General features: G+C 45.8%; 20 protein-coding genes. 5 read left to right on the forward strand and 15 right to left on the reverse strand.

The window, feature by feature from the left end; all coding sequences use genetic code 11:
* Nucleotides 1-150: 150 nt before the first annotated feature.
* Nucleotides 151-1902, forward strand: a complete 1752-nt coding sequence (locus AB6F11_RS11525) for a potassium/proton antiporter (RefSeq protein WP_102394137.1) — start codon at nt 151-153, stop codon at nt 1900-1902.
* Here the strand turns inward: AB6F11_RS11525 and AB6F11_RS11530 are convergent.
* The 11 genes from AB6F11_RS11530 to aspA all read right to left on the reverse strand — a co-directional run bounded on the left by AB6F11_RS11530 (nt 1899) and on the right by aspA (nt 16547).
* Nucleotides 1899-2528: a response regulator transcription factor gene (locus tag AB6F11_RS11530; RefSeq protein WP_017062717.1), complete on the reverse strand. Its 630-nt coding sequence runs from the start codon at nt 2526-2528 to the stop codon at nt 1899-1901. The two genes, AB6F11_RS11525 and AB6F11_RS11530, sit on opposite strands and share 4 nt — an antisense overlap.
* 212 nt (nt 2529-2740) lie before the next feature.
* Nucleotides 2741-4591 (reverse strand): protein-disulfide reductase DsbD, encoded by a 1851-nt coding sequence (locus AB6F11_RS11535; protein WP_102394138.1) that lies wholly within the window; start codon nt 4589-4591, stop codon nt 2741-2743.
* A 175-nt stretch (nt 4592-4766) separates the two neighbouring features.
* On the reverse strand, nt 4767-5255 hold the full coding sequence (locus AB6F11_RS11540; RefSeq protein WP_017063664.1) for an arginine repressor: 489 nt from the start codon (nt 5253-5255) through the stop codon (nt 4767-4769).
* A gap of 327 nt (nt 5256-5582) precedes the next feature.
* Nucleotides 5583-6047: an aspartate carbamoyltransferase regulatory subunit gene (gene pyrI, locus AB6F11_RS11545; RefSeq protein WP_050647091.1), complete on the reverse strand. Its 465-nt coding sequence runs from the start codon at nt 6045-6047 to the stop codon at nt 5583-5585.
* Between the two features lie 15 nt (nt 6048-6062).
* On the reverse strand, nt 6063-6992 hold the full coding sequence (pyrB, locus tag AB6F11_RS11550) for an aspartate carbamoyltransferase (RefSeq protein ID WP_102394139.1): 930 nt from the start codon (nt 6990-6992) through the stop codon (nt 6063-6065).
* A gap of 489 nt (nt 6993-7481) precedes the next feature.
* Nucleotides 7482-8492 (reverse strand): ornithine carbamoyltransferase, encoded by a 1011-nt coding sequence (locus AB6F11_RS11555; RefSeq protein WP_017062722.1) that lies wholly within the window; start codon nt 8490-8492, stop codon nt 7482-7484.
* 141 nt (nt 8493-8633) lie between these two features.
* A complete protein-coding gene (gene arcC / locus AB6F11_RS11560; protein WP_102394140.1) occupies nt 8634-9545 on the reverse strand; it encodes a carbamate kinase in 912 nt (303 codons plus the stop codon).
* A 71-nt stretch (nt 9546-9616) separates the two neighbouring features.
* Nucleotides 9617-10840, reverse strand: a complete 1224-nt coding sequence (gene arcA / locus AB6F11_RS11565; protein ID WP_017062724.1) for an arginine deiminase — start codon at nt 10838-10840, stop codon at nt 9617-9619.
* An 808-nt stretch (nt 10841-11648) separates the two neighbouring features.
* Nucleotides 11649-13097 carry a YfcC family protein gene (locus AB6F11_RS11570; protein ID WP_102394141.1) on the reverse strand — a complete coding sequence of 483 codons (1449 nt, stop codon included), beginning with the start codon at nt 13095-13097 and terminating at the stop codon, nt 11649-11651.
* 510 nt (nt 13098-13607) lie between these two features.
* Nucleotides 13608-14915 (reverse strand): anaerobic C4-dicarboxylate transporter, encoded by a 1308-nt coding sequence (locus AB6F11_RS11575; protein ID WP_017061168.1) that lies wholly within the window; start codon nt 14913-14915, stop codon nt 13608-13610.
* 180 nt (nt 14916-15095) lie between these two features.
* Nucleotides 15096-16547 carry an aspartate ammonia-lyase gene (aspA, locus tag AB6F11_RS11580; protein WP_017063668.1) on the reverse strand — a complete coding sequence of 484 codons (1452 nt, stop codon included), beginning with the start codon at nt 16545-16547 and terminating at the stop codon, nt 15096-15098.
* A gap of 284 nt (nt 16548-16831) precedes the next feature.
* Between aspA and AB6F11_RS11585 the strand changes: the two genes are divergently transcribed.
* Nucleotides 16832-17356, forward strand: coding sequence for an FxsA family protein (locus tag AB6F11_RS11585; RefSeq protein ID WP_012604974.1), 525 nt, complete (start codon nt 16832-16834; stop codon nt 17354-17356).
* Between the two features lie 189 nt (nt 17357-17545).
* Here the strand turns inward: AB6F11_RS11585 and trmL are convergent, their stop codons facing one another.
* The 4 genes from trmL to AB6F11_RS11605 all read right to left on the reverse strand — a co-directional run bounded on the left by trmL (nt 17546) and on the right by AB6F11_RS11605 (nt 20865).
* Nucleotides 17546-18025 (reverse strand): tRNA (uridine(34)/cytosine(34)/5-carboxymethylaminomethyluridine(34)-2'-O)-methyltransferase TrmL, encoded by a 480-nt coding sequence (gene trmL / locus AB6F11_RS11590; protein WP_009844716.1) that lies wholly within the window; start codon nt 18023-18025, stop codon nt 17546-17548.
* Nucleotides 18026-18102: 77 nt separating this feature from the next.
* Entirely contained in the window at nt 18103-18720 is a 618-nt protein-coding gene (locus AB6F11_RS11595) for a superoxide dismutase (RefSeq protein WP_017066564.1), read from the reverse strand.
* A 76-nt stretch (nt 18721-18796) separates the two neighbouring features.
* Nucleotides 18797-20176 carry an envelope stress sensor histidine kinase CpxA gene (cpxA, locus tag AB6F11_RS11600; RefSeq protein WP_102394142.1) on the reverse strand — a complete coding sequence of 460 codons (1380 nt, stop codon included), beginning with the start codon at nt 20174-20176 and terminating at the stop codon, nt 18797-18799.
* On the reverse strand, nt 20176-20865 hold the full coding sequence (locus AB6F11_RS11605; RefSeq protein ID WP_102394143.1) for a response regulator: 690 nt from the start codon (nt 20863-20865) through the stop codon (nt 20176-20178). Before AB6F11_RS11605 ends, cpxA begins: the two co-directional genes overlap by 1 nt.
* A gap of 178 nt (nt 20866-21043) precedes the next feature.
* On the opposite strand from AB6F11_RS11605, the gene AB6F11_RS11610 reads away from it, so the two are divergent.
* The 3 genes from AB6F11_RS11610 (at nt 21044) to pfkA (ending at nt 23906) form a co-directional block, all read left to right on the forward strand.
* Entirely contained in the window at nt 21044-21553 is a 510-nt protein-coding gene (locus tag AB6F11_RS11610; protein WP_017063671.1) for a CpxP family protein, read from the forward strand.
* 164 nt (nt 21554-21717) lie between these two features.
* On the forward strand, nt 21718-22626 hold the full coding sequence (gene fieF, locus AB6F11_RS11615; protein WP_050649603.1) for a CDF family cation-efflux transporter FieF: 909 nt from the start codon (nt 21718-21720) through the stop codon (nt 22624-22626).
* Nucleotides 22627-22943: 317 nt separating this feature from the next.
* Nucleotides 22944-23906, forward strand: coding sequence for a 6-phosphofructokinase (pfkA, locus tag AB6F11_RS11620; RefSeq protein ID WP_017061160.1), 963 nt, complete (start codon nt 22944-22946; stop codon nt 23904-23906).
* The last annotated feature ends 104 nt before the right edge of the window (nt 23907-24010 follow it).

Below are 24010 nucleotides of genomic sequence, written 5' to 3' on the forward strand. Positions count from 1 at the left end.
CCTGCTTATGACACGAAGCGAAACATAAGTTTGTTATAGTAACAACGGCACTTTCACCGACCGTGCCTTGCTAAACGGCAGAAGATCAACAAGCTAGTGGCAAAAGATCAACAGGCTTAAAGCTCGGATTTTATTCTTTGGGGGAACGAATTGGACGCAATAACCATTAACCACTTATTCTTGACTGGTGCCGTACTCATCGCCATCAGCGTGCTTTTCTCACAAGTGTCCTCTCGATTGGGCGTTCCTATTCTTTTGATCTTTTTGTTCGTTGGTATGTTAGCGGGTGAAGATGGACCCGGTAATATTCATTTCGATGATTACTCACTGACCTACTTGGTGAGTAACCTTGCGCTTGCCGTGATTCTGTTGGATGGCGGTATGCGAACCAAGGTGGCGAGCTTCAAGGTCGCTTTCTGGCCTTCGCTCTCGCTGGCGACGATAGGTGTCGCATGTACAGCAACCTTAACCGGATTAATGGCGGCTTGGCTGTTTGAATTGTCATTAATGCAGGGCATCTTGGTCGGGGCGATTGTTGGTTCAACCGATGCGGCAGCGGTATTCTCTTTGCTGAAAGGACAGAGTCTCAATGAGCGTGTTGGCTCAACCCTAGAGATCGAATCGGGCACTAACGACCCAATGGCGGTCTTCCTGACGGTGACCTTAATTGCGCTGTTAGGTAACCCTGACGCTGAGATGGGAATGAACTTCCTACTGCAAAGTTTTGCGATGCAGTTTGGTATCGGTACTCTTGTTGGTATTGGCGGCGGCTGGGTTCTATGGAGCTTAATCAATCGAGTACAATTGGCTGATGGCCTTTATTCCATTCTGGTACTCAGTGGGGGCGTGGCTCTGTTTGCGTTCTCTAACATGCTTGGCGGCAGCGGCATCTTATCGATTTACCTAGTGGGCTTGTTCATTGGTAATCGTCCGACGCGCTCGCGACACTCGATTCTTAATGTTCTTGATGGCATGACGTGGCTAAGCCAGATCGTGATGTTCTTGGTATTGGGTTTATTGGTGACGCCATCAACGTTGATGGACATTGCTCTGCCTGCGCTGGCACTGGCCTTCGGTATGATTTTGTTTGCTCGTCCGCTGTCGGTTTGGTTGGGTTTGCTGCCGTTCAGAAGCTTTACCACCAAGGAACGTTGGTTTGTTTCTTGGGTAGGTTTGCGTGGTGCAGTACCAATCATCTTAGCGGTATTCCCGATGATGGCAGGCCTGCCCAATGCTCAGCTGTATTTCAATATCGCCTTCTTCGTGGTTATGGTGTCGCTGATTGTTCAAGGCGGCAGCTTGATGAAAGTCGCGAGATTGGCTCAAGTGACGCTACCGCCAACGCCGACACCGATTTCTCGTACTGGCATTGAAATTTACCCTGCTAGTGAGTGGGAGATGTTTGTCTACAAGCTGAAAGAAGAGAAGTGGTGTGTGGGCGAACCACTAAAGCGTTTGTCTATGCCGGAAGGAACGCGAATTACTGCACTGTTTAGAAAGGATGCCTTGCTTCACCCATCAGGCAGCACCGTGTTAGAGGCGAACGATATCTTATGTGTGCTTGGTCAAGACAAAGATTTGGACAGCTTAAGTTCGTTGTTCAGTGAGGCGCCTCTAGCAGAAGAGGCGGCACGATTCTTTGGTGACTTCTTCTTGGATGTTGAGCTATCAGTTGCGGCAGTGAGTGATTGTTATGGTATTGAACTTGGCTCGGAAGAAGAGCGAGAAATGACGCTAAAACAATTGGTTGCTCAAGAGCTTGGCGCACACTCTGTATTGGGTGATAGCTTTGAGTGGCATGACATCACTTGGGTGGTTGCAGAGATAGATGATCATAAAGTCGTCAGGTTGGGTTTATGTTTACCTAAGACGACTTTAGAAGAGGATATCAGTGAAGCTTAATTGTGGACTTCTTGTAGCAAGATAACCGCTTGAGTACGATTTTTCACATCCAGTTTACGGAAGATGGCCGTCATATGTGCTTTGATGGTCGCTTCCGAAACATTCAATTCATACGCGATTTGCTTGTTAAGCAAGCCGTCAGAAAGCATCCCTAATACCTTGTATTGCTGAGGCGTCAGTGTGGAAATCTTTTCTGCAAGGTCGCTACACGCTGCATTATTGGTGATAAGCCCTTCAGGGAAGAACGGGTCGCCATTCAGCACTTGATTCAGTGCACTCACCAACTCACGCATATCACTCGACTTAGGAATAAAGCCAAACGCACCGTGGCTCTTCACCTGAGTGACCACGCTGGCATCTTCACTGGCAGAAACCACCACAATCGGTAGATCTGGGTATTCAGCGCGCAGTTGAATTAAGCCTGACATGCCATTGGCGCCCGGCATTTTCAGATCGAGCAGTAATAGATCCGGCTCGCCTTCTTTCTTTAGCAGAGTCAGTAAGGCATCGAGAGAATCGGCCTCAAGCAGGTTCGCACCACTGATCGCCATATGAACTGACTGAAACAGGGCGTTGCGAAAGAGAGGGTGGTCATCAGCAATGATGATGGTATAGGTCGAGTCCATGACGTTCATACTTTTAACAATTTAGTTAATATTTATTATCATCCTGATTGAGTATGTGGACAATATCTATGCATTAAAAGTCTGAACCATATCGACTTTTATCCCCGGAATAAGAAAGCGTTACTCTGAATAGCAAAAAAGCCGCACTGCCATCTCGTTACGGAGGGGCGGTGCGGCTTTCGATTCGGCTTATATTTTAGTGAATATTGCCGTTATAGCTGGTGGTTTTGCATGTGTTTTAAGAATACATCAGCAGGCATAAAACCGGTTACACGAGCATTTGGAACATGGTTACCCTCGCCATCCCAGAACTCAATCGTCGGTAAGCCAAGTACCTGTAATTGTTTAAGCAGTTCAATGTCTTGAGGCATGTTTCTCGTTACATCGGCTTGTAGCAGTACAAAGTCAGAAAGCTTGTTTTCCACATCAGCTTGATGGAAGGTGTACTTCTCGAACTCTTTACACGCCACACACCAATCGGCGTAGAAGTCGAGCATCACAGGCTTACCGAGTTTCTTCGCTTCGATGAGCTGGATTTCTAGCTCTTCAACCGTGTTGATGCGTGCAAATTGGATGTGCTGTTGTTCTACCGTCACGCTCTTTTCTGCAAACCAGTAATTGAGCGCAGGTTGAGCTGATGCGAACAGGCCAAGCATCGCAATGATGCCCACAGCGCTTTGCTTCCAGCCACCAAATGGCAGTGCATTCTTACTGTGGTAAAGCCAACCAAAGGCGATGAAGCCAAGGCCAGACCAAAGCACGGTTGCCCACAATTCAGGAATGATGCGCTCTAGCAGGAAGATAGGCGCGGCAAGCAAGATAAAGCCGAATACGATCTTCACCTTGTTCATCCAGCTGCCCGCTTTAGGCAATAGCTTATTACCAAACACTGCCACTAAAATCAGTGGGATACCCATACCCATAGCCAACGCGTACAGAGCAATTGCACCGGTAAATAGGTCACCACTCTGAGCCACATACAGCAGTGCGCCTGACAATGGCGCCGTGGTACAAGGTGAACACACCAAGCCAGAGATAGCGCCCATTGCGAATACGCCCAAGGTATTGCCACCTTGCTGCTTGTTGCTTTGGTTGTTGAGCCAAGTTTGGATGCTGCTTGGCAGTTGCAGGTTATAAACGCCAAACATCGACATTGCTAACGCCACGAACAGAACACTCAGCGCGATCAGCACGTAAGGGTGCTGCATAGCGGCTTGGAATTGCATGCCTGCTGAAGCAACCACTAAACCTAATAAGGTGTAGGTTAACGCCATGCCTTGCACGTAAATAAAGGACAGCATCAGCGCGCGACCTTGGCTGAGTTTGCCACCACCTAAAACGATACCCGTTAGAATCGGATACATAGGCAGCACACACGGCGTAAAGGCTAAACCAACACCGAGTGCTAAGAATAATAGAGGGGTCCACCAACTGTCACCGAGCTTATCGGCTAAGCCTGCTTCTTTTGAAACAGGGGTATTTGGCTGTTGAGTCGTGTTACTTACAACGTCTGCTTTCGGAGATGTTGGTTGTATAGAAACATCGGTTTCGTTGCCAGCAGAAGATGAAGCTTGTGAGTCACTACCTTGCGAATTAGCAGAACCTGTTGCTGTGAAAGGTTCAATGTCGATGATACGAGTCTCTGGTGGGTAGCAGAACCCTGCGTCCGCACAGCCTTGATACTTAACGATCAGCTGTGAGCCATCTTGGTAACTCTGCAGAGGAACTTGCACGAATAACGGCTGAGTATAAATGCTCACCTCACCGAAGAATTCATCTTGGTGCGGCTTACCATCTTCTAATTCAACATTACCGATAGCGAGATTTTGCCCGGTGAACGAGAGGCTATGTTGATAGAGGTAGTAGTCCTCTTTTACTTGCCAGTCGAGAAGGACTTTGTCGTCTTGCTGGTAGTAATTGAAAGGGAAAGCTTGGTCTACAGGGACAAAACCATTGTTATTGCCTCCGAAGCTTGGCTCGGCGTTGTCGTTCCCAAATAGCGCCCACGCAGGCTGGGTGAATAGGGAAACACAAACAAAAAGTAATGTGGCAAGTCGTCGCATACTATTTAGTCATCAAAATGGAGTTGAAGGTATCTTAACTCAATCAGACCGTAATAGTTTGCTATTAGTTTCATCGGCAAACAAATATCCCCTAAGGCGGGATAGCGATTTTATTGGGTAATCGAGTGGGGAGCTGCAATTCAACTTGAGTGACTTGCCTTTGTAAAAGAGACATTTAAGCTACACCCAAGCGTGCTTTTACTACTTGTTCGCAAGCATCAATATTCATCGTATCTTTTGGAATAATAAGCACGGTATCATTACCGCCAACGGTGCCGATAATCTCAGTATGTGGGTCGATATCGACTAATCTTGCGACTAATTGAGCACAACCTGGATGAGTTTTTACGATGACCATCGCTTGGTTATGAGTGATGAATTCGATTTGCGATGAGATGGATGCATCGACACGAACCGGTGCACTTTCAACCGTGATGCAGTAAACCTTTTTACCGCAAGCATTCTGAATTTTGACAACACCAAGCTGTGACAAAATACGAGATACGGTCGATTGGCTGATACCGGTATAGCCAATATCGACGAGTTTCTCTCGCAGTTGATTTTGGGTCGAGAAGCTTTGTTGTTGTAGTAAGCGTTTGCACGCTGCAGTCAGTGTTTTATCTTCAGCTGAATACAAGCAACCGTGCTCAGTGATTGGGTTCATGAACAACTCCTTAAGGTCAACATGTGGTTATCGCTTGTCCATAGCGCCGAGCGTACTCCCAAAGCCGTAGAGTACGATTGTTAAATAGGGCTTACCGATGAATCCCGAAATAAAGAGGGAAGGTATGCGTGATGTATGATCGTCTACCCATTGAGTCTACCACTAAAGGATAGTTATCTTTTTGAAGGGGATCACCAAATAAAATTCTAGTTAATTGCTTTTATTTTGGAGTTTTATTCTTTTGTTAAATGGATATTTATTCCAAGTTTGGCATAAATATCCATCGGTATTAGGGTGCTTTGGAGACCGTGATAATGGCGCTAAGGGTTAGCGAATTTCACTCATGATCTCGCGAGAGAATACTTTTTCACAGTAGTGACATTTTAGCTGCACGTTTTCCTGTTTTAGCTGCACTTTAAAGCTGCTTTCGACTGGCTCACCGTGCGAAATACAGTTGCTATTCGGGCAAGAGTAGACACTGTTGATTTGCTCTGGCAGCACTAATGTTAGCTTGTTAACCACCTTGTACTCTTCAATCTGATTGACCGTCGCTTGCGGGGCGTACAGAGCCAATTGGTTGGCTTGTTCCTTGGTCAGAAAGATGTTCTCAATCTTGATTAGATCTTTATGGCCAAGTGCCGATGATGGCAGGTTTAAGCCCATAGTGATGCGCTGTTCTGTCTTGTGTAGCTTAAACAGTTTAAGGATTTTGATACCAAGGTGAGCAGGGATGTGGTCAATCACGCTGCCGTTACGGATCGCTTCTACTTGTAGCTGAGTTTGTTTAACCATGACTGTTTCTCCTGCTTATAAAGTGTCGTTAAGAACTAGGGCCAATAGGGCTTCGCGAGCGTATACACCGTTTTCAGCTTGTTCGAAGTAGTAAGCGTGTGGCGTTTTATCAACGTCGGTGGTGATTTCGTCGACGCGTGGCAGCGGGTGAAGTACCTTCATGTTTTGACGAGCGTCTTTCAATGTATCGGCGGTGAGGATGTAAGCCGATTTCATGTGTGCGTATTCCGACGCATCAAAGCGCTCTTTCTGCACGCGAGTCATGTACAGAACATCCAGTTCCGGCACGACTTCTTCAATGCTGCAGTGAGTGCTGTATTGGATGCCCATCTCTTCCAATTCTTCACAGATGTAATCTGGCATCTCTAAGACTTCTGGCGCGATAAAGAAGAAACGCACGTTATTGAATTTCGATAGTGCTTGCGTCAATGAGTGCACGGTACGGCCATATTTTAGGTCGCCGACGAACGCCACATTGAGGTTATCGAGCGTGCCTTGTGTTTCGTAAATCGAGAACAGGTCCAGCAAGGTCTGCGTCGGGTGCTGGTTAGCACCGTCGCCGCCGTTTACTACCGGCACACCGTTAGAAAATTCAGACGCTAAACGTGCTGCCCCTTCTTGTGGGTGACGCATCACAAAGGCGTCAACGTAAGAAGAGATAACCTGTACCGAATCGGCAAGTGTTTCGCCTTTCTTCGCCAGTGAGGTGTTACCGCCATTATCAAAGCCAATGACCGTGCCACCAAGGCGCTGGACGGCGGTCTCAAATGAAAGGCGAGTTCGAGTTGAAGGCTCAAAGAAGCAGCTCGCAACGACTTTATTTTTCAGCAACTCTGGGTTTGGCTCGGCCTTGAGTCTTGCTGCTGTGTCGACGATAAGCTCCAGTTCATTACGAGTGAGCTCAGGTATGGAGATGATGTGCTTGTTAAATAACGAATGCGCCATAACGGGTCTTCCTTCTATGCATACAGTCAAATTGCGGACAAAAAAAAGCCCCCTAAAAATAGGAGGCTTCGAAACGATCAATAGAGCAAAATAAAAATGACACCACCGCCACTCTTTGGCGTGTAGTTTGACAATCATGTGCGACAGAATTGCAGTTCATTTTTTGCTCTCTTAAGACAAATTGCGGAGGATTATACTCAGATAAAAAGGCCATGCAATACTTTCCGTAAAGTATTCATTTAATGGATTTTTATGCGAAACAACCTCTACATTTTGCTTTGATTTAAGCCCTTGTTGAAACAGAAAATCTCAGGGTTTTTGGGGCGATAATGCCCTCAAGTACATGAAAAAAAATGCGGGCTTTATCCAAGGGCTAAATCCCAAGTTCGCCGCCCGCATTTCCCTGTCATTACACTTAACTTGTCAATGTCTCGCGAACAAGTGAGTGCTTAACTTCTTAGTTGTTTCGATTCTTAGCTGTTTAGGTAATTAACTGCCTAGTGTTGCAACCATTACTGCTTTGATGGTGTGCATGCGGTTTTCAGCTTCATCGAACACGATAGAGTATTCAGACTCAACTACCTCATCAGTCACTTCCACACCGTCTTTTAGCTGTGGATATTCAGCCGCAAGTTGTTTGCCTACCGTGGTATCTTCGCCATGGAAAGCTGGCAGACAGTGCATGAATTTCACATGTGGGTTACCCGTTGCTTTCAGCATTTCCATGTTCACTTGGTAAGGCATCATTAGGTTGATACGCTCAGCCCATGCTTCTTTCGCTTCGCCCATAGATACCCAAACGTCGGTGTACAGGAAGTCACAACCTTGCACGCCTTCTTGAACATCTTCAGTCAGTGTAATTTTGCCACCTGTGTGCTCTGCGATTTCACGACACTGAGCCAATAGTTCTTCTTGTGGCCAGAACTGTTTTGGAGCAACAAGGCGAATGTCCATGCCCATTTTCGCTGCGCCAACCATCAGAGAGTTACCCATGTTGTTGCGAGCATCACCTAGGTAAGCAAAGCTGATTTCATGCAGTTGTTTACCACGGCCGTATTCCGTCATGGTTAGGAAGTCAGCAAGAATTTGTGTAGGGTGGAATTCGTCAGTCAGACCATTCCATACTGGAACTCCAGCGTAAGCGCCTAGCTCTTCAACAATCTCTTGACCGAAGCCGCGGTATTCAATGCCATCGTACATACGGCCAAGAACGCGAGCGGTATCTTTCATTGATTCTTTGTGGCCAATTTGAGAGCCAGATGGGCCTAAGTAAGACACGCGAGCGCCTTGGTCGAATGCCGCTACTTCGAATGCACAGCGAGTACGAGTTGAGGTTTTCTCAAAGATAAGCGCAATGTTTTTGCCAGTTAGTGTTGGCTGTTCGTAACCGTTGTACTTCGCTTTTTTTAGCTCCATAGAAAGATCTAATAAGTGTTGAATTTCGCGTGGAGTGAAATCTAGTAGTTTTAGGAAGTTACGATTGCGTAGGTTAAAAGCCATGATGTATTCCTTCTTAGATTTAGGCGCTTTCTTGTTACAGGGAAAGAAAATTCAAGAAAGCGCGATTCAATTTTTGTGTATTAATTTCAGTTCAAACGGTGATTCAGTTTTCTCGCAAGGTTTGAAAAGCTCGCGAGTAGATTAATCTTTGGTGATGTTGGTGCCCGCCAAGCCTTGCAGGATTTGCAAACCATCTTCGAGTGCACCAATACCGACGACTTTGCCGCCTTGCTGAATGAATTCGCACGATGCTTCAATTTTTGGTCCCATAGAGCCTGCATCAAATTCGAATTTCGCCAGTTCACTTGGTGTGGTGCTGCGCAGTGCGTGTTGAGTCGGTTTGCCCCAATCAAGGTAAACAGCGTCCGCGTCGGTCAAAATAAGCAGTGCATCCGCATCCAGTTGTTTCGCTAAGAAAGCCGCTGACATGTCTTTGTCGATAACCGCTTCAACACCCACTAATTTGCCGTTCTCTTTTTTCACTGGGATGCCACCGCCGCCAGTACAAATCACTAGGTGGCCTGCATCGATAAGTTGGGTGATCGCTTCGTGCTCAACAATGCCAGTAGGGCGTGGGCTTGGCACAACGCGACGGAAGTGTTGGCCGTCTGGTTTGACGATCCAGTGGAATTTCTCCGCCAATTCACGCGCTTCCGCTTCTTCGTAGATCGGGCCAATCGGCTTCGTTGGATCGGCGAATGCAGGATCGTTTGGATCAACGGTCATTTGCGTCAACATGCACGAGATGTTGCGGTTAGGTAGATAGTTCTTGAACTCTTGCATCAGCATGTAGCCGATCATGCCTTGCGTTTCGCTACCCAATACATCCAGTGGGTATGGATTTACTTTCTTGTACTCCAAACCTTGCAGAGCAAGTAAGCCAACTTGTGGGCCATTACCGTGTACTAACACCACGTTGTACTCTTTGGCGATTTCCGAGATGGTTTTCACCGCTGTTTCAATATTACGGCGCTGAACGTCAGCTTCTAACGGCTCACCGCGACGAAGTAGGGCGTTACCACCGAGTGCAACAACAACAGTTTGTTTAGTCATAATTGTGTTCTCTCATTGTGGCCAAGTTGAGGTTATTTGCGTTCGCCAACTTGGCCGTTTCGTCTTAGTGATTAGATACCATCACGCTCAATAGGGCAGCTCATGCAGCGTGCGCCACCGCGACCGCGGCCAAGTTCATCACCAGGGATAGGAAGAACTGTGATGCCTGCTTTGTCGTATTTTTCATTGGTGTAGGTGTTGCCTTCGTAGCCAATCACGACGCCAGGTTTAACCGTTAGAACATTGTTTGCATCGTTCCACTGCTCACGCTCTGCATGGAAGTTGTCACCACCGGTCGTGATTAGGTTTAGCTTGTCTACGCCAAGTGCTTTTTCGATAGCTGTTACGAAGTAGCCTTCTTCTTTCACTTTCACTGCGCCAGACTCATCGCCAGTTAGGTTCCAGCACTGCACGTCTTTACTCACCACTTCAGGGTATACAGAGAACGTATCTTCGTTCATGTGCGTCATCACGGTGTCTAAGTGCATGCAAGAGCGGTGTTTCGGTAGTTGCATTGCGATAACTTGTTTCGCTTGACCGTGTTTGAATAGGCTAGACGCTAAGTGCTCAACACCTTGTGCTGTTGTGCGCTCAGACATACCGATAAGCACCGTGCCGCGACCGATTACAAGAACGTCACCGCCTTCAATCGTTGAATTGTCATAGCTGATGTTTTCTTCATCGCCGAAGTATTTAATGAAATCTTGGCCTGCGAATGTTGGGTGCCAGCGGTAAATAGCGCGAACGTGGTTGGTTTCACGTTGACGAGCTGGTTTCGCCATCGGGTTGATGGATACACCACCGTATACCCAGCAAGATGTGTCACGAGTAAATAGGTGGTTTGGTAGCGGTTCGATAATGAAGTCGGTTGGTGCATGCATGCCTTGCATCATTGAAGATGATTTCATTGGCATTTCAGCGTAAGACAGACCGCCCGTTAGGATTTTTGCTAGCTCTAGGTTTGGTAAGTCGCCCAAGTAGCAGCGCACATCGTTAGCAAAAGTTTTGCCTAAGCGGTAATCAGAAACTTGATGATTCAAAAGCCAATCTTTCGCTTCTGGCACTGCTAGCGTGTCTGCTAGTAGGTCAGTAAGAAGAAGAACTTCAACACCTTGATCACGTAGCGTTTGAGTAAATGCGTCATGCTCTTTACCTGCACGCTCAACAGCCAGTACGTCATCAAATAGTAAATCGTGACAGTTAGAGGGTGTTAGGTGAGTCAGTGCGCGTCGTGGACGGTGAACTAGAACGCGGCGTAATTGACCTATTTCAGAACCTACATAGAACTTACTCATGATCGTCTCTCTCTTATATATTTGAATTACTTTTATCGCTAAGAGTAATTATTTATTTTCAGTTGAGAAGAATGAATTATTTATTCATATCTCTTGTCTGGAATTAATATTACGCCTGCTAGTCAGGTATTCTTAGAGATCTATCACAAATCGTTTTTTATCCCGCAGCCCTTTAAAATTAAGGGTTTTAACAAACTTTATGCACTTTTAGTTATGACTAATACCTTCTAAATAGTTAGCGGTTAGGGAACTTTATGCACGCTTTTTTGACGAAACTTACTAGAATCTAATTTACGAGGGATTATATGCAGAATAGTTTTATTGATAAGAGTGTACTTAGCTTGGAAGTATGCAGTGTTTTTATTTAGATATTTAATTTTGGATGTGGAATTAATTATTTATTAACAAAGTAAATTCGAATAAAGTTGTTGCGCTCACATTTTAAAATCGGCTGTTTAAGTGTGTTTTTTGATAAAAAAGGGCATTAACCCTCGTCTATTTATTAGGCTGTAAATTACTTTAAATATAATTAACGCTAATAAGTGACTAACTATTTGTTTAAACATCATGGTTGAAAATAGAGTGTTATTTCATCAAGAAAATTGGATGTTAAAAAGTAGGATTGATTCTTCTATAGCAAGCACTTTGAGTTTGGTTGAGCTTTGCTACGAACAGAAGATACCTTGAATATCGCGTGTATGGCTTTGAGGAGCTGTTTCAGTAGCAGAGGGTTGCATTGGGAGAGGCTGCAATAAAAAAGCCGCTGTGAGAAGCGGCTTTGGATGAGATAGGTGTGAAGTGCTGTTAGTTAGATCAGCGCACCAATACTCAGCACAACAATACAGAAAACCATCAAGATACCGACTAGTGGCATCACCCATTTAACCCAGCGCACGTAAGGGACACGAGCAATCGCCAAACCACCCATCACCACCGCGGAGGTTGGGGTGATTAGGTTCACCAAGCCAGATGCAGATTGGTACGCAGTGATAACCAGGTCACGACCTACGCCAGCAAAGTCAGCCAATGGTGCCATGATTGGCATGGTAAGCACCGCTAAACCAGAGGTCGATGGCACTAAGAATGACAGTAGAATCTCTAAGAAGAACATCACGTTAATGAAGATAACTGAAGAAAGCCCCGTTACCATTTGTTCTGCAGAGAACAGAATGGTATCGGTGATCATACCGCGGTCCATCACCACTACGATACCACGTGCAATACCTATGATAAGCGCAACACCAAGTAGGTCGCGGGCACCATCAATGAAGCTGGTGGTAAACTCTTCTTCGCTCATACGAGCCACAATACCAACGATAATGGTTGCAGCTAGGAACATCGCTGAGATCTCAGCCATCCACCATCCAGCAACGGATACACCGTAAATCATCACAGCGAACGAGCCACCAAAAATGGTCAGAATCAGTTTGCGAGTCGCGGTGAATTCAAGTTTTTCGCCGCTCGCATTACCTAAGAAGTGCGCTTTGTTCTCTTCGTATTTGTCGTAGACAATTGATGTGGTTGGATCGGCTTGAACCATTCTTGCGTAACGCATCACGTAGGCAACACAAATTATCCAACCAATAACGAGCATGGCAATACGCAACACGATACCGTCTGTAAATGGAATACCAGAGGCGTTGGCAGCGATCACGGTTGCGAATGGGTTAATCGTTGAACCCAGCACCCCAATACCTGCACCAAGCAGTACGGTCGCAGCGGCAACAAGAGGGTCAAAGCGAGCTGCCATCATTACCGGCACTAGCAATGTATAGAAGGGCAGTGATTCTTCCGCCATGCCGTAGACGGTACCACCTGCGGCAAATAGCGCCATCAGTATTGGTATCATCAACTCTTCTCGCCCTTCTAAGCGGGCGGTGACGCGCTCGATACCGGCATCAATGGCACCCGTTTTGGTTACTAGCCCTAAGAAGCCACCAATGATTAAGATGAACAGCGAAACGTCGATAGCCGCCGCTTCATAGCTATTGTGGTCATAGAAGCCGTCAATAGGCGCGAGCAGTACATCAATCACGCCTTGAGGGTTACCTTCTACCGCTTGATAGGTTCCGGTTACGGGTACTTCTCGGCCTAGCTCTTCATTCATTGCACGGTCGTATTGACCTGCTGGAACAATCCAGGTAAGCAGTGCGACGAACGCAATCAGAATAAATAGAATGGTGTAGGCAGAAGGGAATTTAAAGTTGGCAAAGAAGCCGCCCTTTTTTTTCTCGCTTGGTATCGTTTGAGTTGTCATGGCTATCTCCTTACATCATCTTAAATAGAAGTGATGTGAATTAGCGACTAATGATTTATAGATTGTAAATACACGGACACTTATAAAGCACTCAACGATATAAAGTTGCTGACTTTAAATTAAGGTTGTTTTTATATTTACTAATCCAAATGAAGTTAGATTTAATTTAGCTGCGGTTATTTTATTCCTTACTCCGGTATTTAAGTTTGGTGCTGTTCACAAAAATAATGGCTAATAAAAGGGCTAAAAAATGGCAGAAAATCGTCAAGGTTTTTTGGTTAGTTAGCTTGGATTAATATTCGTTGTGGATTAACTGGAAGTGGAAGGAGATTGATTTGGTAGGTGTTGTTTATGATTAGGCAGAATAATCTTGGAATTTTATTCAAACTTTATTTTTAGGCGGTTTTTAAAGTTTATAATGGTTATTTGATGCGTATCAAATAACACATTGAGCAGAAAACAAAAAAGGAAGCCGAAGCTTCCTTTTAAATGTTCAATCACCAGCGAATGTTAGATAAACAGACCGCCGAATGCGAAGCCGAGTGCTACCGCAGTACTGATTGTTACCACACCTGGAATGAAGAATGGGTGGTTGAATACGTAGTTACCGATACGCGTTGAGCCTGTGTCATCCATCTCAACCGCTGCTAGTAGCGTAGGGTAAGTTGGAAGTACGAACAGCGCACTTACCGCAGCAAAAGAAGCAACGGCTGTTAGTGGTGCTACGCCAATCGCTAGTGCTGCAGGCATCAGTGCAACTGTTGTTGCGCCTTGAGAGTAAAGCAGCATAGAAGCGAAGAACAGAACAAGAGCCAGCATCCATGGGTAGTCAGCCAGTAGAGCGCCTGCTACGTCTTTGATTTCAGCAACGTGTGCGTTTACAAACGTTGAACCTAACCAAGCCACACCAAGTACACATACACATGCCGTCATACCAGAACGGAACGTTGGTGCTGAAGAAATCTTCGCTGCATCAATCTTAGTGAACATCACGATAGCCGCTGCTGCTGCCAGCATTACAGACATGATCGCTTCGTTACGACCTAGCGCCGGGTTTTCAATTAGGCCAACAGAGCTAGAGATAGCCGCTGCGTAACAAACCACGAAACCAATTGCAGCTAGGAAGATGTACGTTGCTTTCTTCGCTGTAGGTAGAATTTCGCGTTTCTCTTCTGTTGCTAGCTTGATTAGACCTTTCTCTAGACGTTCTTGATAAACAGGATCGTCTTTCAATTCGCTACCCATGTAGTTAGCAACAACCGCACCAACCATACAAGCGATGAAGGTTGTTGGGATACAAACCATCAATAGCGTTAGGTAATCAACACCAAATGGTGCCAACATTGCTGCGAAAGCCACAACTGCAGCCGAGATTGGCGAAGCTGTGATAGCAATTTGAGAAGCGACAACTGCGATAGACAGTGGACGAGAAGGACGAACACCTTGGCCTTTCGCTACTTCTGCAATAACAGGAAGCGTAGAGAATGCTGTGTGACCAGTACCCGCCATTAATGTCATTACAAAGGTCACAATCGGCGCGTAAAAGGTGATGCGTTCAGGGTGTTTACGCAAAAAGTTTTCGGCAATTTGTACCAACCAGTCCATACCGCCAGCAACTTGCATTGCAGCAATTGCGGTGATAACTGACATGATGATCAAGATTACGTCGATCGGGATGAAAGATTGGCTTGTTGGAACGCCAAGAATAAGTGAAAGGGCAATAACACCAGCACCACCGGCAAAACCAATACCGATACCGCCAATTCTGGCCCCCAAAAAGATAAAGAGCAGGACGACAAACAGTTCTACTGCAATCATAAGTAACACCTCATTTAGATTTTATTATGTGAACATTCGCCGCTGGAATGTTCACATAATAGTTCTATGGTTTAGATTCAATTTGGCAAAAGCGCAACCAACGGAAATCCACAAAATAATCATGGTTAACCGTATTGGAGCCTAAAAAAGGGCTCCGTTTGGAACCCTTTCTCGCTAACTTTATTCGTAGCGCTTCGCTTTATACTGAGGATGCATCAAATTTTCAACAGAGAAAATGTCATCAAGTTCTTCTTCGGTCAATAAACCGCGTTCTAGAACTACATCACGAACACTCTTACCTGTTTCTGCACAGATCTTACCAACAATGTCACCTTCGTGGTGGCCAATGTATGGGTTTAGGTAAGTGACGATACCGATAGAGTTAAATACGTGCGCTTCACATACTTCTTTGTTTACCGTAATGCCGTCTACACACTTGTCGCGCAGGTTCACACAAGCGTTTGTCAGAATGTCTAGAGACTCAAACATGCTTTGTGCAATAACAGGTTCCATTACGTTCAGTTGAAGTTGACCACCTTCCGCAGCGAAAGAAACCGTGTTGTCGTTACCTAGAACTTTGAAGCAAACTTGGTTTACTACTTCAGGTACAACTGGGTTTACTTTAGCAGGCATGATTGAAGAACCTGCTTGCAGTTCAGGTAGGTTTAGCTCGTTCAAACCAGTACGTGGACCTGAAGAAAGTAGACGCAAGTCGTTACAGATCTTAGATAGCTTAACTGCTAGACGCTTAAGTGCGCCGTGCGTCATTACGTATGCGCCACAGTCAGACGTTGCTTCGATTAAATCTTCAGCCGCTACACACTCTAGGCCTGTTACTTCTGCTAGGTGTTTCACTGCTAGGCCTTGGTAACCCGGTGCTGCGTTCAGACCTGTACCGATAGCCGTTGCGCCTAGGTTTACTTCAAGCAGTAGTTTTGAAGTGTATTCTAGGTTTTTGATTTCTTCATTGATGGTTACAGCCCAAGCGTGGAACTCTTGGCCAACCGTCATTGGAACTGCGTCTTGAAGCTGAGTACGACCCATCTTCAAAATCGTGTTGAATTCTTGGCTCTTAAGCTCGAATGCACCTTTTAGGTATTCGATCGCATCAATCAGTTTACGAACGCTGTTGTAAACAGAGATACGGAAGCCAGTTGGGTAAGCACAGTTTGTAGATTGGCTGCGGTTTACATGGTCGTTCGGGTTGATGAACTCGTATTGGCCTTTTTCTTTGCCCATAAGTTCAAGAGCCACGTTCGCAACAACTTCGTTTGCGTTCATGTTTACAGAAGTACCAGCACCACCTTGGAAAACGTCCGATGGGAACTGATCCATGCACTTACCCGTGTCTAGAATTAGGTCACAAGCTTGGATGATGTATTTAGCCACTTCGCTTGGAATTACACCTAACTCTTTGTTTGCTAAAGCCGCCGCTTTCTTAGTCATCACCATACCGCGAACGAATTCAGGTACATCTGAGATCGTTACATTTGAGATGTTGAAGTTTTCAACTGCGCGTAGAGTGTGGATGCCGTAGTAAGCATCAGCCGGAACATGACGTTGACCTAATAGATCTTCTTCGAGACGAGTAGCTTGAGGAGCTTCAACTTGAGCTTCTGATTGAGTAGCCATAACAGGATCCTTAGAGAATTATTCTGATTATATAGTTAGTTATTAGCCTATTCTGTGTGCAAATACTCCGTTCGCTAGAATATTGGGCTGATAAATCCGTCCTGACTTATGTGGCACATGATACTGTACTTAGCGCATAAAAATATTAAGTGGATCACCTTTTTCGGTTTTGTTTCGTCAATATTTTGCAAAGTTATTCTTGGTCAATAAACACGCTTATTTACAGGATAAATTTGAGATTGTTAGGGCTTTCAGCGTAAACTGCAAGTAACAAAGGAGGGCGTGTGTTTCCTATCTTATTATTACTATTTATCTTCGTACCCATCATTGAGATTGGGCTATTTATTCAAGTTGGTGGCTTCTTAGGATTGTGGCCAACTATTGCGTTGGTTTTGATCACTGCATTTGTGGGTGCATCGCTGGTTCGTAGCCAAGGCATTCAGACACTTATGTCTGTGCAAGGTCGCTTGCAACAAGGCGAAATGCCAGCACAACAGATTCTTGAAGGCGTGATGCTTGCAGTTGCCGGTGTATTGCTGCTGACTCCGGGTTTTATGACGGACGCACTCGGTATGTTGGTATTATTGCCAGCACCAAGAGCGATGATTGCCAAGAAAATGATGGAAAAAATGGTGGTGACCAACATGTCTGGTGGTTTCCATGCCGGTGGACAAGCTGGTTTTGGCCAGAGCCCATTTGGACAAGACCCATTCAATCGCGATCCATCTGACCAATCAAAAGACGGCAACACCTTTGAAGGTGAGTTTGAGAAGAAAGACGACGACAACGATCGTAACCGCTTAAACTAATTAATTTTTTCTCTCTTTATATAGAGGGAAAACAGAAAAGGCTCTTACCTTTATCCTTCGCAAGAAAGTGATAATGGTAAGAGCCTTTTTTATTGTCTGTCGCTAGCTGTTACTTACTGTTTACTATCGATAACAGATAACAGATAACAGATAACAGATAACAGATAAAAGATAAGCTTGAGTGTTCGGTTATACCGCGCCTTCAAAACCCATTTGTCGCCATGCTTCAAAAGCAATGATTGCCACTGCGTTAGACAGGTTCAGGCTGCGCGCGTCTGGCATCATTGGAATACGAATGCGTTGTTCCATTGGCATACTTTCGATGAATTCAGCAGGCAGCCCGCGAGTCTCTGGGCCAAACATCAACACATCACCTTGTTGGAATTTTGCATCAACGTGGTGACCTGTCGTTTTAGTGGTGCAGGCAAAGATGCGGAAGTCACCCTCGCGTTCATTCTCAAGATACTCAAGGAAAGCTTCTAGGTTCTTGTGACGCTTAACTCGCGCAAGGTCGTGGTAATCCAAGCCAGCACGACGAACCTTCTTCTCTTCAAAATCAAAGCCAAGCGGTTCAATCAGGTGCAGGTTTGCGCCGCAGTTAGCACATAGGCGGATGATGTTACCCGTATTGGGTGCAATTTCTGGTTCGTATAGAGCGATATCAAACATGTTGGTTCACAAGAGTAATCAAAGATAGCCCGAGTATACGGTGGCAAGCTGAGTGAGTACAGTTCACCACCATTCGCTTACGCTTTATTCGCGAGTGCTTGTGCGTAGTTTTCAGCAACCGCCTTCCAATTCACCACATTCCACCATGCGTTGATGTAATCAGGACGACGGTTTTGGTAGCTGATGTAGTAGGCGTGTTCCCAAACATCGAGCGCAAGAATCGGTTCGCCATCACTGACAACGGTATCCATCCACGGATTATCTTGGTTCGAGGTTGAGATGATCTTCAGTTGCCCTTGCTCTACCACTAGCCAAGCAAAGCCGGAGCCAAAGGTATTGATCGCCGCTTGGGCGAACTGATCTTGGAATGTCTCGAAATCACCGAAGGTACTCTTGATAGCCTCACCAAGCTCGCCCGTAGGTTCACCACCGCCGTCTCGCGACATGCAGTTCCAGTACAAGATGTGATTGTAGTAGCCACCGCCATTGTTACGAACAGCCGGGCTGTGCTGAGAGATGTTGGCGAAGATCTCGGTCAGAGATTGCTGTTCTAGCTCGCTGCCAGACACCGCCGCAACAAACTTATCGTAGTAGGTTCTATGGTGCTTGCTGTAATGCACTTCCATTGTCTTAGCGTCAATGTAAGGCTCTAGGGCATCGTAAGCGTAGGGTAAAGCAGGGAAAGTGTGCGACATGGTAAATCCTCCTTAATTAGAGGATTTACCATAACGATAATGACAATCATTATCAACTGCGATCTTTGTGGGGGTATTACACCGGTAAGATAGGCAGGGTGATTTCGAGTTGTAATCCACCGAGCTGGCTGCGGGTTGCGGTGATGGTTCCGCTGTGTTGGCGAATCGCACTTTCAGTAATGGTTAATCCAAGCCCTGTGCCGCCAGAGTTTCTGTCACGCGCTGTTGAGACACGGTAGAAAGGTCTGAAGATAGAATCGAGTTCATCCTCTGGAACACCATCACCATTATCATTGACGCAAATTGTTAGCTGATCTTGAACCACATGGAACTGTACATCCACTTGGTCTTTACCGTAGTAGATGGCATTGCGTGTAATGTTGTCTAGCGCACTCATCAGCAGTTTAGGGTTCCCCGAAATAGAGCGTTCTGGGATCTCCGAGAACGTCAGTTGTTTGCCCATCTGTTCGGCTTCAAACTCTGCGTCTTTTAAGATCTCTTCCCATAGGCTCGAGAGAGGCTGAACCTCACGAGTAATATGGCTGTCGACCTGCATACGAGATAGCGTTAGCAGCTCACTGATCATCTGTTCCAAACGCTGTGCTTCGGTATCAATGCGTTCTAACTCTTGGCTCTCGCCTTGTTTACGAATCGCCAGTGCATTGGCCATGCGAAGACGTGTCAGTGGCGAGCGCAGTTCGTGTGAGATATCAGAGAGCAGGCGTTGTTGCCCCGAAATCATCTGGTTTACCGCTTCTACCATCTGGTTAAAGCTTTCACCAGCTTGTCTGAACTCTGAAGTACCTTTTTCGAGTGTTGGATCGACCTCGAATTGACCTTTCGCCACGCGTTGTGCCGCGCGTTCTAGCCTGCGAGCGGGTTGGCTGAGTGCCCAAGCTAACCAAAGTAATAGCGGGGTACTCGCCAACATCACGGCAAGCAATAGCTGCAGAGGTCTATCAAACAGGCGCAGTAAGAATGGCGGTGGTTGGTTCCACTTCACTCCGGCATACATCAGCAACTCTTCACCAGCGAGAGTAATTGGCACTGGCCCTGCGACCATGTAGTGTCCGTAGAGTTTTTGCTTCGGTATCTCAGGGTTATCAATCGAGGTAACAAAGTTACGAATCGCCTTTAGCTTATAGTCTGAATGCCTTTTCGAGGTAAGGACTGCGCCCTCAAGATCGGTCAGGTAGATGCGAGCTCTAGAATCCTTGCGGCTGCGTGGCGCCTCCAGTTGGAAGACAATCTTGCCCAGATTAGGTTCTTTGGCGTAGCGTTTCTCTGTGATTTTAGCGATACGCTCGAGTTTATCGAGGTGATCTGCGGGCACATCTCGCGCGACTCGAGGGTCTAAATGGGGAAGTGACAGCACCGACAAAAGCACCAGTAACATGGTGAACCAAAAGATAGCAAAGATACGTCCATATAAGCTGGTGATTTTAGGTATACGCATTAATCTTCCTCTACCAATAAGTAGCCACGGCCTCGTAAGGTTTTGATACGTGATTTGCCGTCAGTGCGCTCAGGAATCTTCTTACGTAGATTAGAGATGTGCATGTCTATCGCGCGGTCAAACGCTGCGAGCCTTTTACCCAGCACATCCAAACTCAATGCTTCTTTGGTGATCACTTGCCCTGGGTTTTGGATAAGGTGACTCAGTAGAGCGAACTCGGTGGTGGTGAGATCGATGAGCTCACCATTGCAGTAGGCTTCTTGTTTACCCGGGAAAACTTCGATGTCTTGATATTGAACTCTATCACTGGCCGCTTTAGGCGCGGTGGCGGTTTGAGTTCGACGCAAGATAGCTCTAATACGCGCTAACAATTCTCGGTCACTGAAAGGTTTAGGCAGGTAATCGTCCGCGCCAAGCTCAAGACCAATCACACGGTCGATCTCTTCGCCTTTTGCGGTCAGCATTAGTACCGGCGTTTCCCAATTTTCCCTCAGCTTTTTTAGCGTTTCCATGCCATTAAGGCGCGGCATCATCACATCCAAAAGGACCAGATCAATCTCATCATTGATCGCTTCAAGCCCGGCATAGCCATCATTGGCTTCGGAGACAGTGAAGCCCTCAAAGCTCAAAATGTCTTTAAGTAAGCTGGTTAACTCTGTGTCGTCATCAATAAGAAGAATGTTCGCCATTGGGAAGCCTTAATCATTTAGTTAGGTTAATAATACTGCTAATTATTCGTCAACTTTCACTCTTTACGATTCTTTACGCTTTCTAAACGTCACTTTACGAGGGAAAGACTAATCTATATTCAAGCGCTGAGAAACAGACGCAACACATGACTTATTATACCGAATTGAGGCAACAATTATGAAAATGACTAAGAAACTTGTACTAGCAGCTGCGGCACTTCCACTTATTTTTGGTACAGCAAGCGCGTATGCTTACGGTGGTGGTGATAAAGGTGACCACAAAGGTATGCACGACAAGTGTGGCGGTTTCGATAAAAAAGTAATGCGCCAACTAGACCTAACCGACGCTCAAAAAGAACAGTTAAAAGAGATGCGTGAAGCAGACCGTGCTGAGATGAAAGCAAAGCGCGGTGCAAACAAAACGGCAAAAATGGCGCAAATGAAAGCGCATCACGAAAAGGTTCAAGCATTGGTACTTGCTGACAACTTTGACGAAGCAGCAGCAAACGACCTAGCAAGCCAAATGGTTGAGAAGCAAACTGAGCGTCGCGTAGCAATGCTTAAGAAGCAACACCAAATGATGAGCGTACTAACGGCTGAGCAAAAGACTCAACTGAAAGAAATCCAACAAGAGCGCATGACTAAGTGTGCTGACAAAATGGGAAAACGCATGAACAAAGACAAGTAATTCATTGCTTGAAAAATCAGCGTTGAATGAAAGTGTTTAGAAAGAAGCGGCCGAGTGCCGCTTTTTTTGATCCTTAAAAATGAATGTTTTACATCATAGCTGTCATATTCAATTGGTTGTTTGCAGGTTATACTTTGTGCTATCAGTCACTTTATAGCCAAGTTATGAAACAAGAATACGCACGTTTAGTTACGCTCGCCGCTTGGGCAGCCACCACCATCGCCACTATTTTATTGATAGTGAAAGTCGCAGCGTGGTGGGTAACAGGTTCTGTGAGTCTGTTGGCTTCCGTCGTGGACTCCATGCTTGATATCGCAGCCTCTGTCGTTAACCTTATCGTGGTTCGCTACTCTCTGCAGCCTGCCGACAAAGAGCACACCTTTGGTCATGGTAAGGCTGAATCTCTCGCTGCATTAGCGCAGGCAATGTTTATTTCAGGCTCTGCATGTTTCCTTATTCTCAATGGTATTGAGCGCTTCTTCCGACCTCATGAACTGAACTCTCCAGAAATTGGTATCTACGTCAGCCTGTTCGCGATAGTGATGACCTTTGGTCTGGTTCGCTTCCAAAAACATGTGGTCAACAAAACGGGTAGCCAAGCTATTGCAGCCGATTCATTGCACTATCAATCAGACCTTTATATGAACGCCGCGATTATGCTGGCACTGGCATTGAGCTGGTTTGGGATTGGTCAGGCGGACTCAGTATTCGCGGTCGGTATCGGTATCTACATTCTGTACAGCGCTTATCAAATGGCGATGGAAGCGGTTCAGTCTCTGCTTGATCATAAGCTGCCAGATGATGAGCTGAAACAGATTAAAGAGACATCATTGAGCGTGGAAGGCGTGTTGGGTGTGCATCAATTACGAACGCGTCGCTCGGGGCCAATACGCTTCATCCAACTGCATCTAGAATTGGAAGATAATATCCCACTTATTGAAGCGCATCGCATTTCTGACGAAGTAGAGGCTAAGCTTATCTCCGTGTTCCCTGATGCTGATGTATTAATTCACCAAGACCCGTATTCGGTCGTATTTGGACCAGAGAAGCAGCAGAAATTCCACTCGTGGTAATGCGTGCTAAAAATCAGCGGGCAAATGGTAAGTGAGTGGCTTTTGAACTAAAGTGAGTAAAAATTATTAACTGTTAGGTGATTCAAAAACCACCTTAGTAACAATTAATGTTGATTCTGATGTGAATCAACAAAGTTATTGAGTAAAACTGTAATACTCTTACAGAAGTAGAAATGTTACATAATTTTACGCGATTTGAGTGCTATTCCTGTTGAGGAAATGTAACATAACGCACAAATATAGATTTAAAATCTTGTTGATATACAATCAGCAAGAACAAGAATTGAATAATAGATTCCCAAAAATCGAGGGTGAGCATGATTAAGAAGATCGGTGTTTTGACCAGTGGTGGTGACGCTCCAGGTATGAACGCAGCAGTTCGCGGCGTTGTTCGTACTGCGTTATCAGTTGGCATTGAAGTTTACGGTATTTACGATGGCTACCAAGGCCTTGTTGAAGACCGTATCGAAAAGCTTGACCGTTCAAGCGTATCTGACGTGATCAACCGTGGTGGTACTTTCTTAGGTTCTGCACGTTTCCCTGAATTTAAAGACGTTGCTGTTCGTGAGAAAGGCATTGAGAACCTTAAGAAGCACGGTATCGAAGCACTTGTTGTTATCGGTGGTGACGGTTCTTACATGGGTGCTAAGAAGCTGACTGAAATGGGTTACCCATGTATCGGTCTTCCAGGCACAATCGATAACGATATCGCGGGTACTGACTACACAATCGGTTACCTAACAGCGCTTAACACTGTTATTGATTCAATTGACCGTCTACGTGACACGTCTTCTTCTCACCAACGTATTTCTATTGTTGAAATCATGGGCCGTCACTGTGGTGACCTTACGCTTATGTCAGCAATCGCGGGTGGTTGTGAGTACATCATTACTCCAGAGACTGGCCTAGATAAAGAACAGCTTATCAGCAACATCCAAGATGGTATTGCGAAAGGTAAGAAGCACGCAATCATCGCTCTAACTGAGCTAATGATGGATGCTAACGAACTGGCTAAAGAGATCGAATCTTCAACAGGTCGTGAAACTCGTGCAACGGTTCTTGGTCACATCCAACGTGGTGGTCGTCCTACTGCATTTGACCGTGTATTGGCTTCTCGTATGGGTAACTACGCTGTTCACCTTCTTCAAGAAGGTCACGGTGGTCGTTGTGTTGGTATCGAGAAAGAAGAACTTGTTCACCACGACATCATCGATTGTATCGAGAACATGCAGAACCCAGACCGTTCTGAGCTGTTCCGCGTTGCAGAAGAGTTGTTCTAAGCCACGCTTAGCGTTCTCTTAAAGAATTTAAAAACCGCTGATTATTCAGTAATGCCGTTCACTTAAGAGTGAACGGCATTTTTGTTCTTAGCATACCGTTGTGG

The sequence above is a fragment of the Vibrio sp. 10N.247.311.14 genome (assembly GCF_041467715.1).
Classification (GTDB): Bacteria; Pseudomonadota; Gammaproteobacteria; order Enterobacterales; family Vibrionaceae; genus Vibrio; species Vibrio crassostreae_C.

Coding starts and splice junctions, on each gene's coding strand:
- pyrB (WP_102394139.1), bottom strand. CDS start 6,992: ATGGCGCATTCGTTATTTAACAAGCACATCATCTCCATACCTGAGCTC.
- AB6F11_RS11530 (WP_017062717.1), bottom strand. CDS start 2,528: ATGGACTCGACCTATACCATCATCATTGCTGATGACCACCCTCTCTTT.
- AB6F11_RS11570 (WP_102394141.1), bottom strand. CDS start 13,097: ATGACAACTCAAACGATACCAAGCGAGAAAAAAAAGGGCGGCTTCTTT.
- AB6F11_RS11605 (WP_102394143.1), bottom strand. CDS start 20,865: ATGGCGAACATTCTTCTTATTGATGACGACACAGAGTTAACCAGCTTA.
- pfkA (WP_017061160.1), top strand. CDS start 22,944: ATGATTAAGAAGATCGGTGTTTTGACCAGTGGTGGTGACGCTCCAGGT.
- AB6F11_RS11595 (WP_017066564.1), bottom strand. CDS start 18,720: ATGTCGCACACTTTCCCTGCTTTACCCTACGCTTACGATGCCCTAGAG.
- pyrI (WP_050647091.1), bottom strand. CDS start 6,047: ATGGTTAAACAAACTCAGCTACAAGTAGAAGCGATCCGTAACGGCAGC.
- AB6F11_RS11540 (WP_017063664.1), bottom strand. CDS start 5,255: ATGAACCCAATCACTGAGCACGGTTGCTTGTATTCAGCTGAAGATAAA.
- AB6F11_RS11535 (WP_102394138.1), bottom strand. CDS start 4,591: ATGCGACGACTTGCCACATTACTTTTTGTTTGTGTTTCCCTATTCACC.
- trmL (WP_009844716.1), bottom strand. CDS start 18,025: ATGTTTGATATCGCTCTATACGAACCAGAAATTGCACCCAATACGGGT.
- aspA (WP_017063668.1), bottom strand. CDS start 16,547: ATGGCTACTCAATCAGAAGCTCAAGTTGAAGCTCCTCAAGCTACTCGT.
- AB6F11_RS11555 (WP_017062722.1), bottom strand. CDS start 8,492: ATGGCTTTTAACCTACGCAATCGTAACTTCCTAAAACTACTAGATTTC.
- AB6F11_RS11575 (WP_017061168.1), bottom strand. CDS start 14,915: ATGATTGCAGTAGAACTGTTTGTCGTCCTGCTCTTTATCTTTTTGGGG.
- fieF (WP_050649603.1), top strand. CDS start 21,718: ATGAAACAAGAATACGCACGTTTAGTTACGCTCGCCGCTTGGGCAGCC.
- cpxA (WP_102394142.1), bottom strand. CDS start 20,176: ATGCGTATACCTAAAATCACCAGCTTATATGGACGTATCTTTGCTATC.
- arcA (WP_017062724.1), bottom strand. CDS start 10,840: ATGAGTAAGTTCTATGTAGGTTCTGAAATAGGTCAATTACGCCGCGTT.
- AB6F11_RS11610 (WP_017063671.1), top strand. CDS start 21,044: ATGAAAATGACTAAGAAACTTGTACTAGCAGCTGCGGCACTTCCACTT.
- arcC (WP_102394140.1), bottom strand. CDS start 9,545: ATGACTAAACAAACTGTTGTTGTTGCACTCGGTGGTAACGCCCTACTT.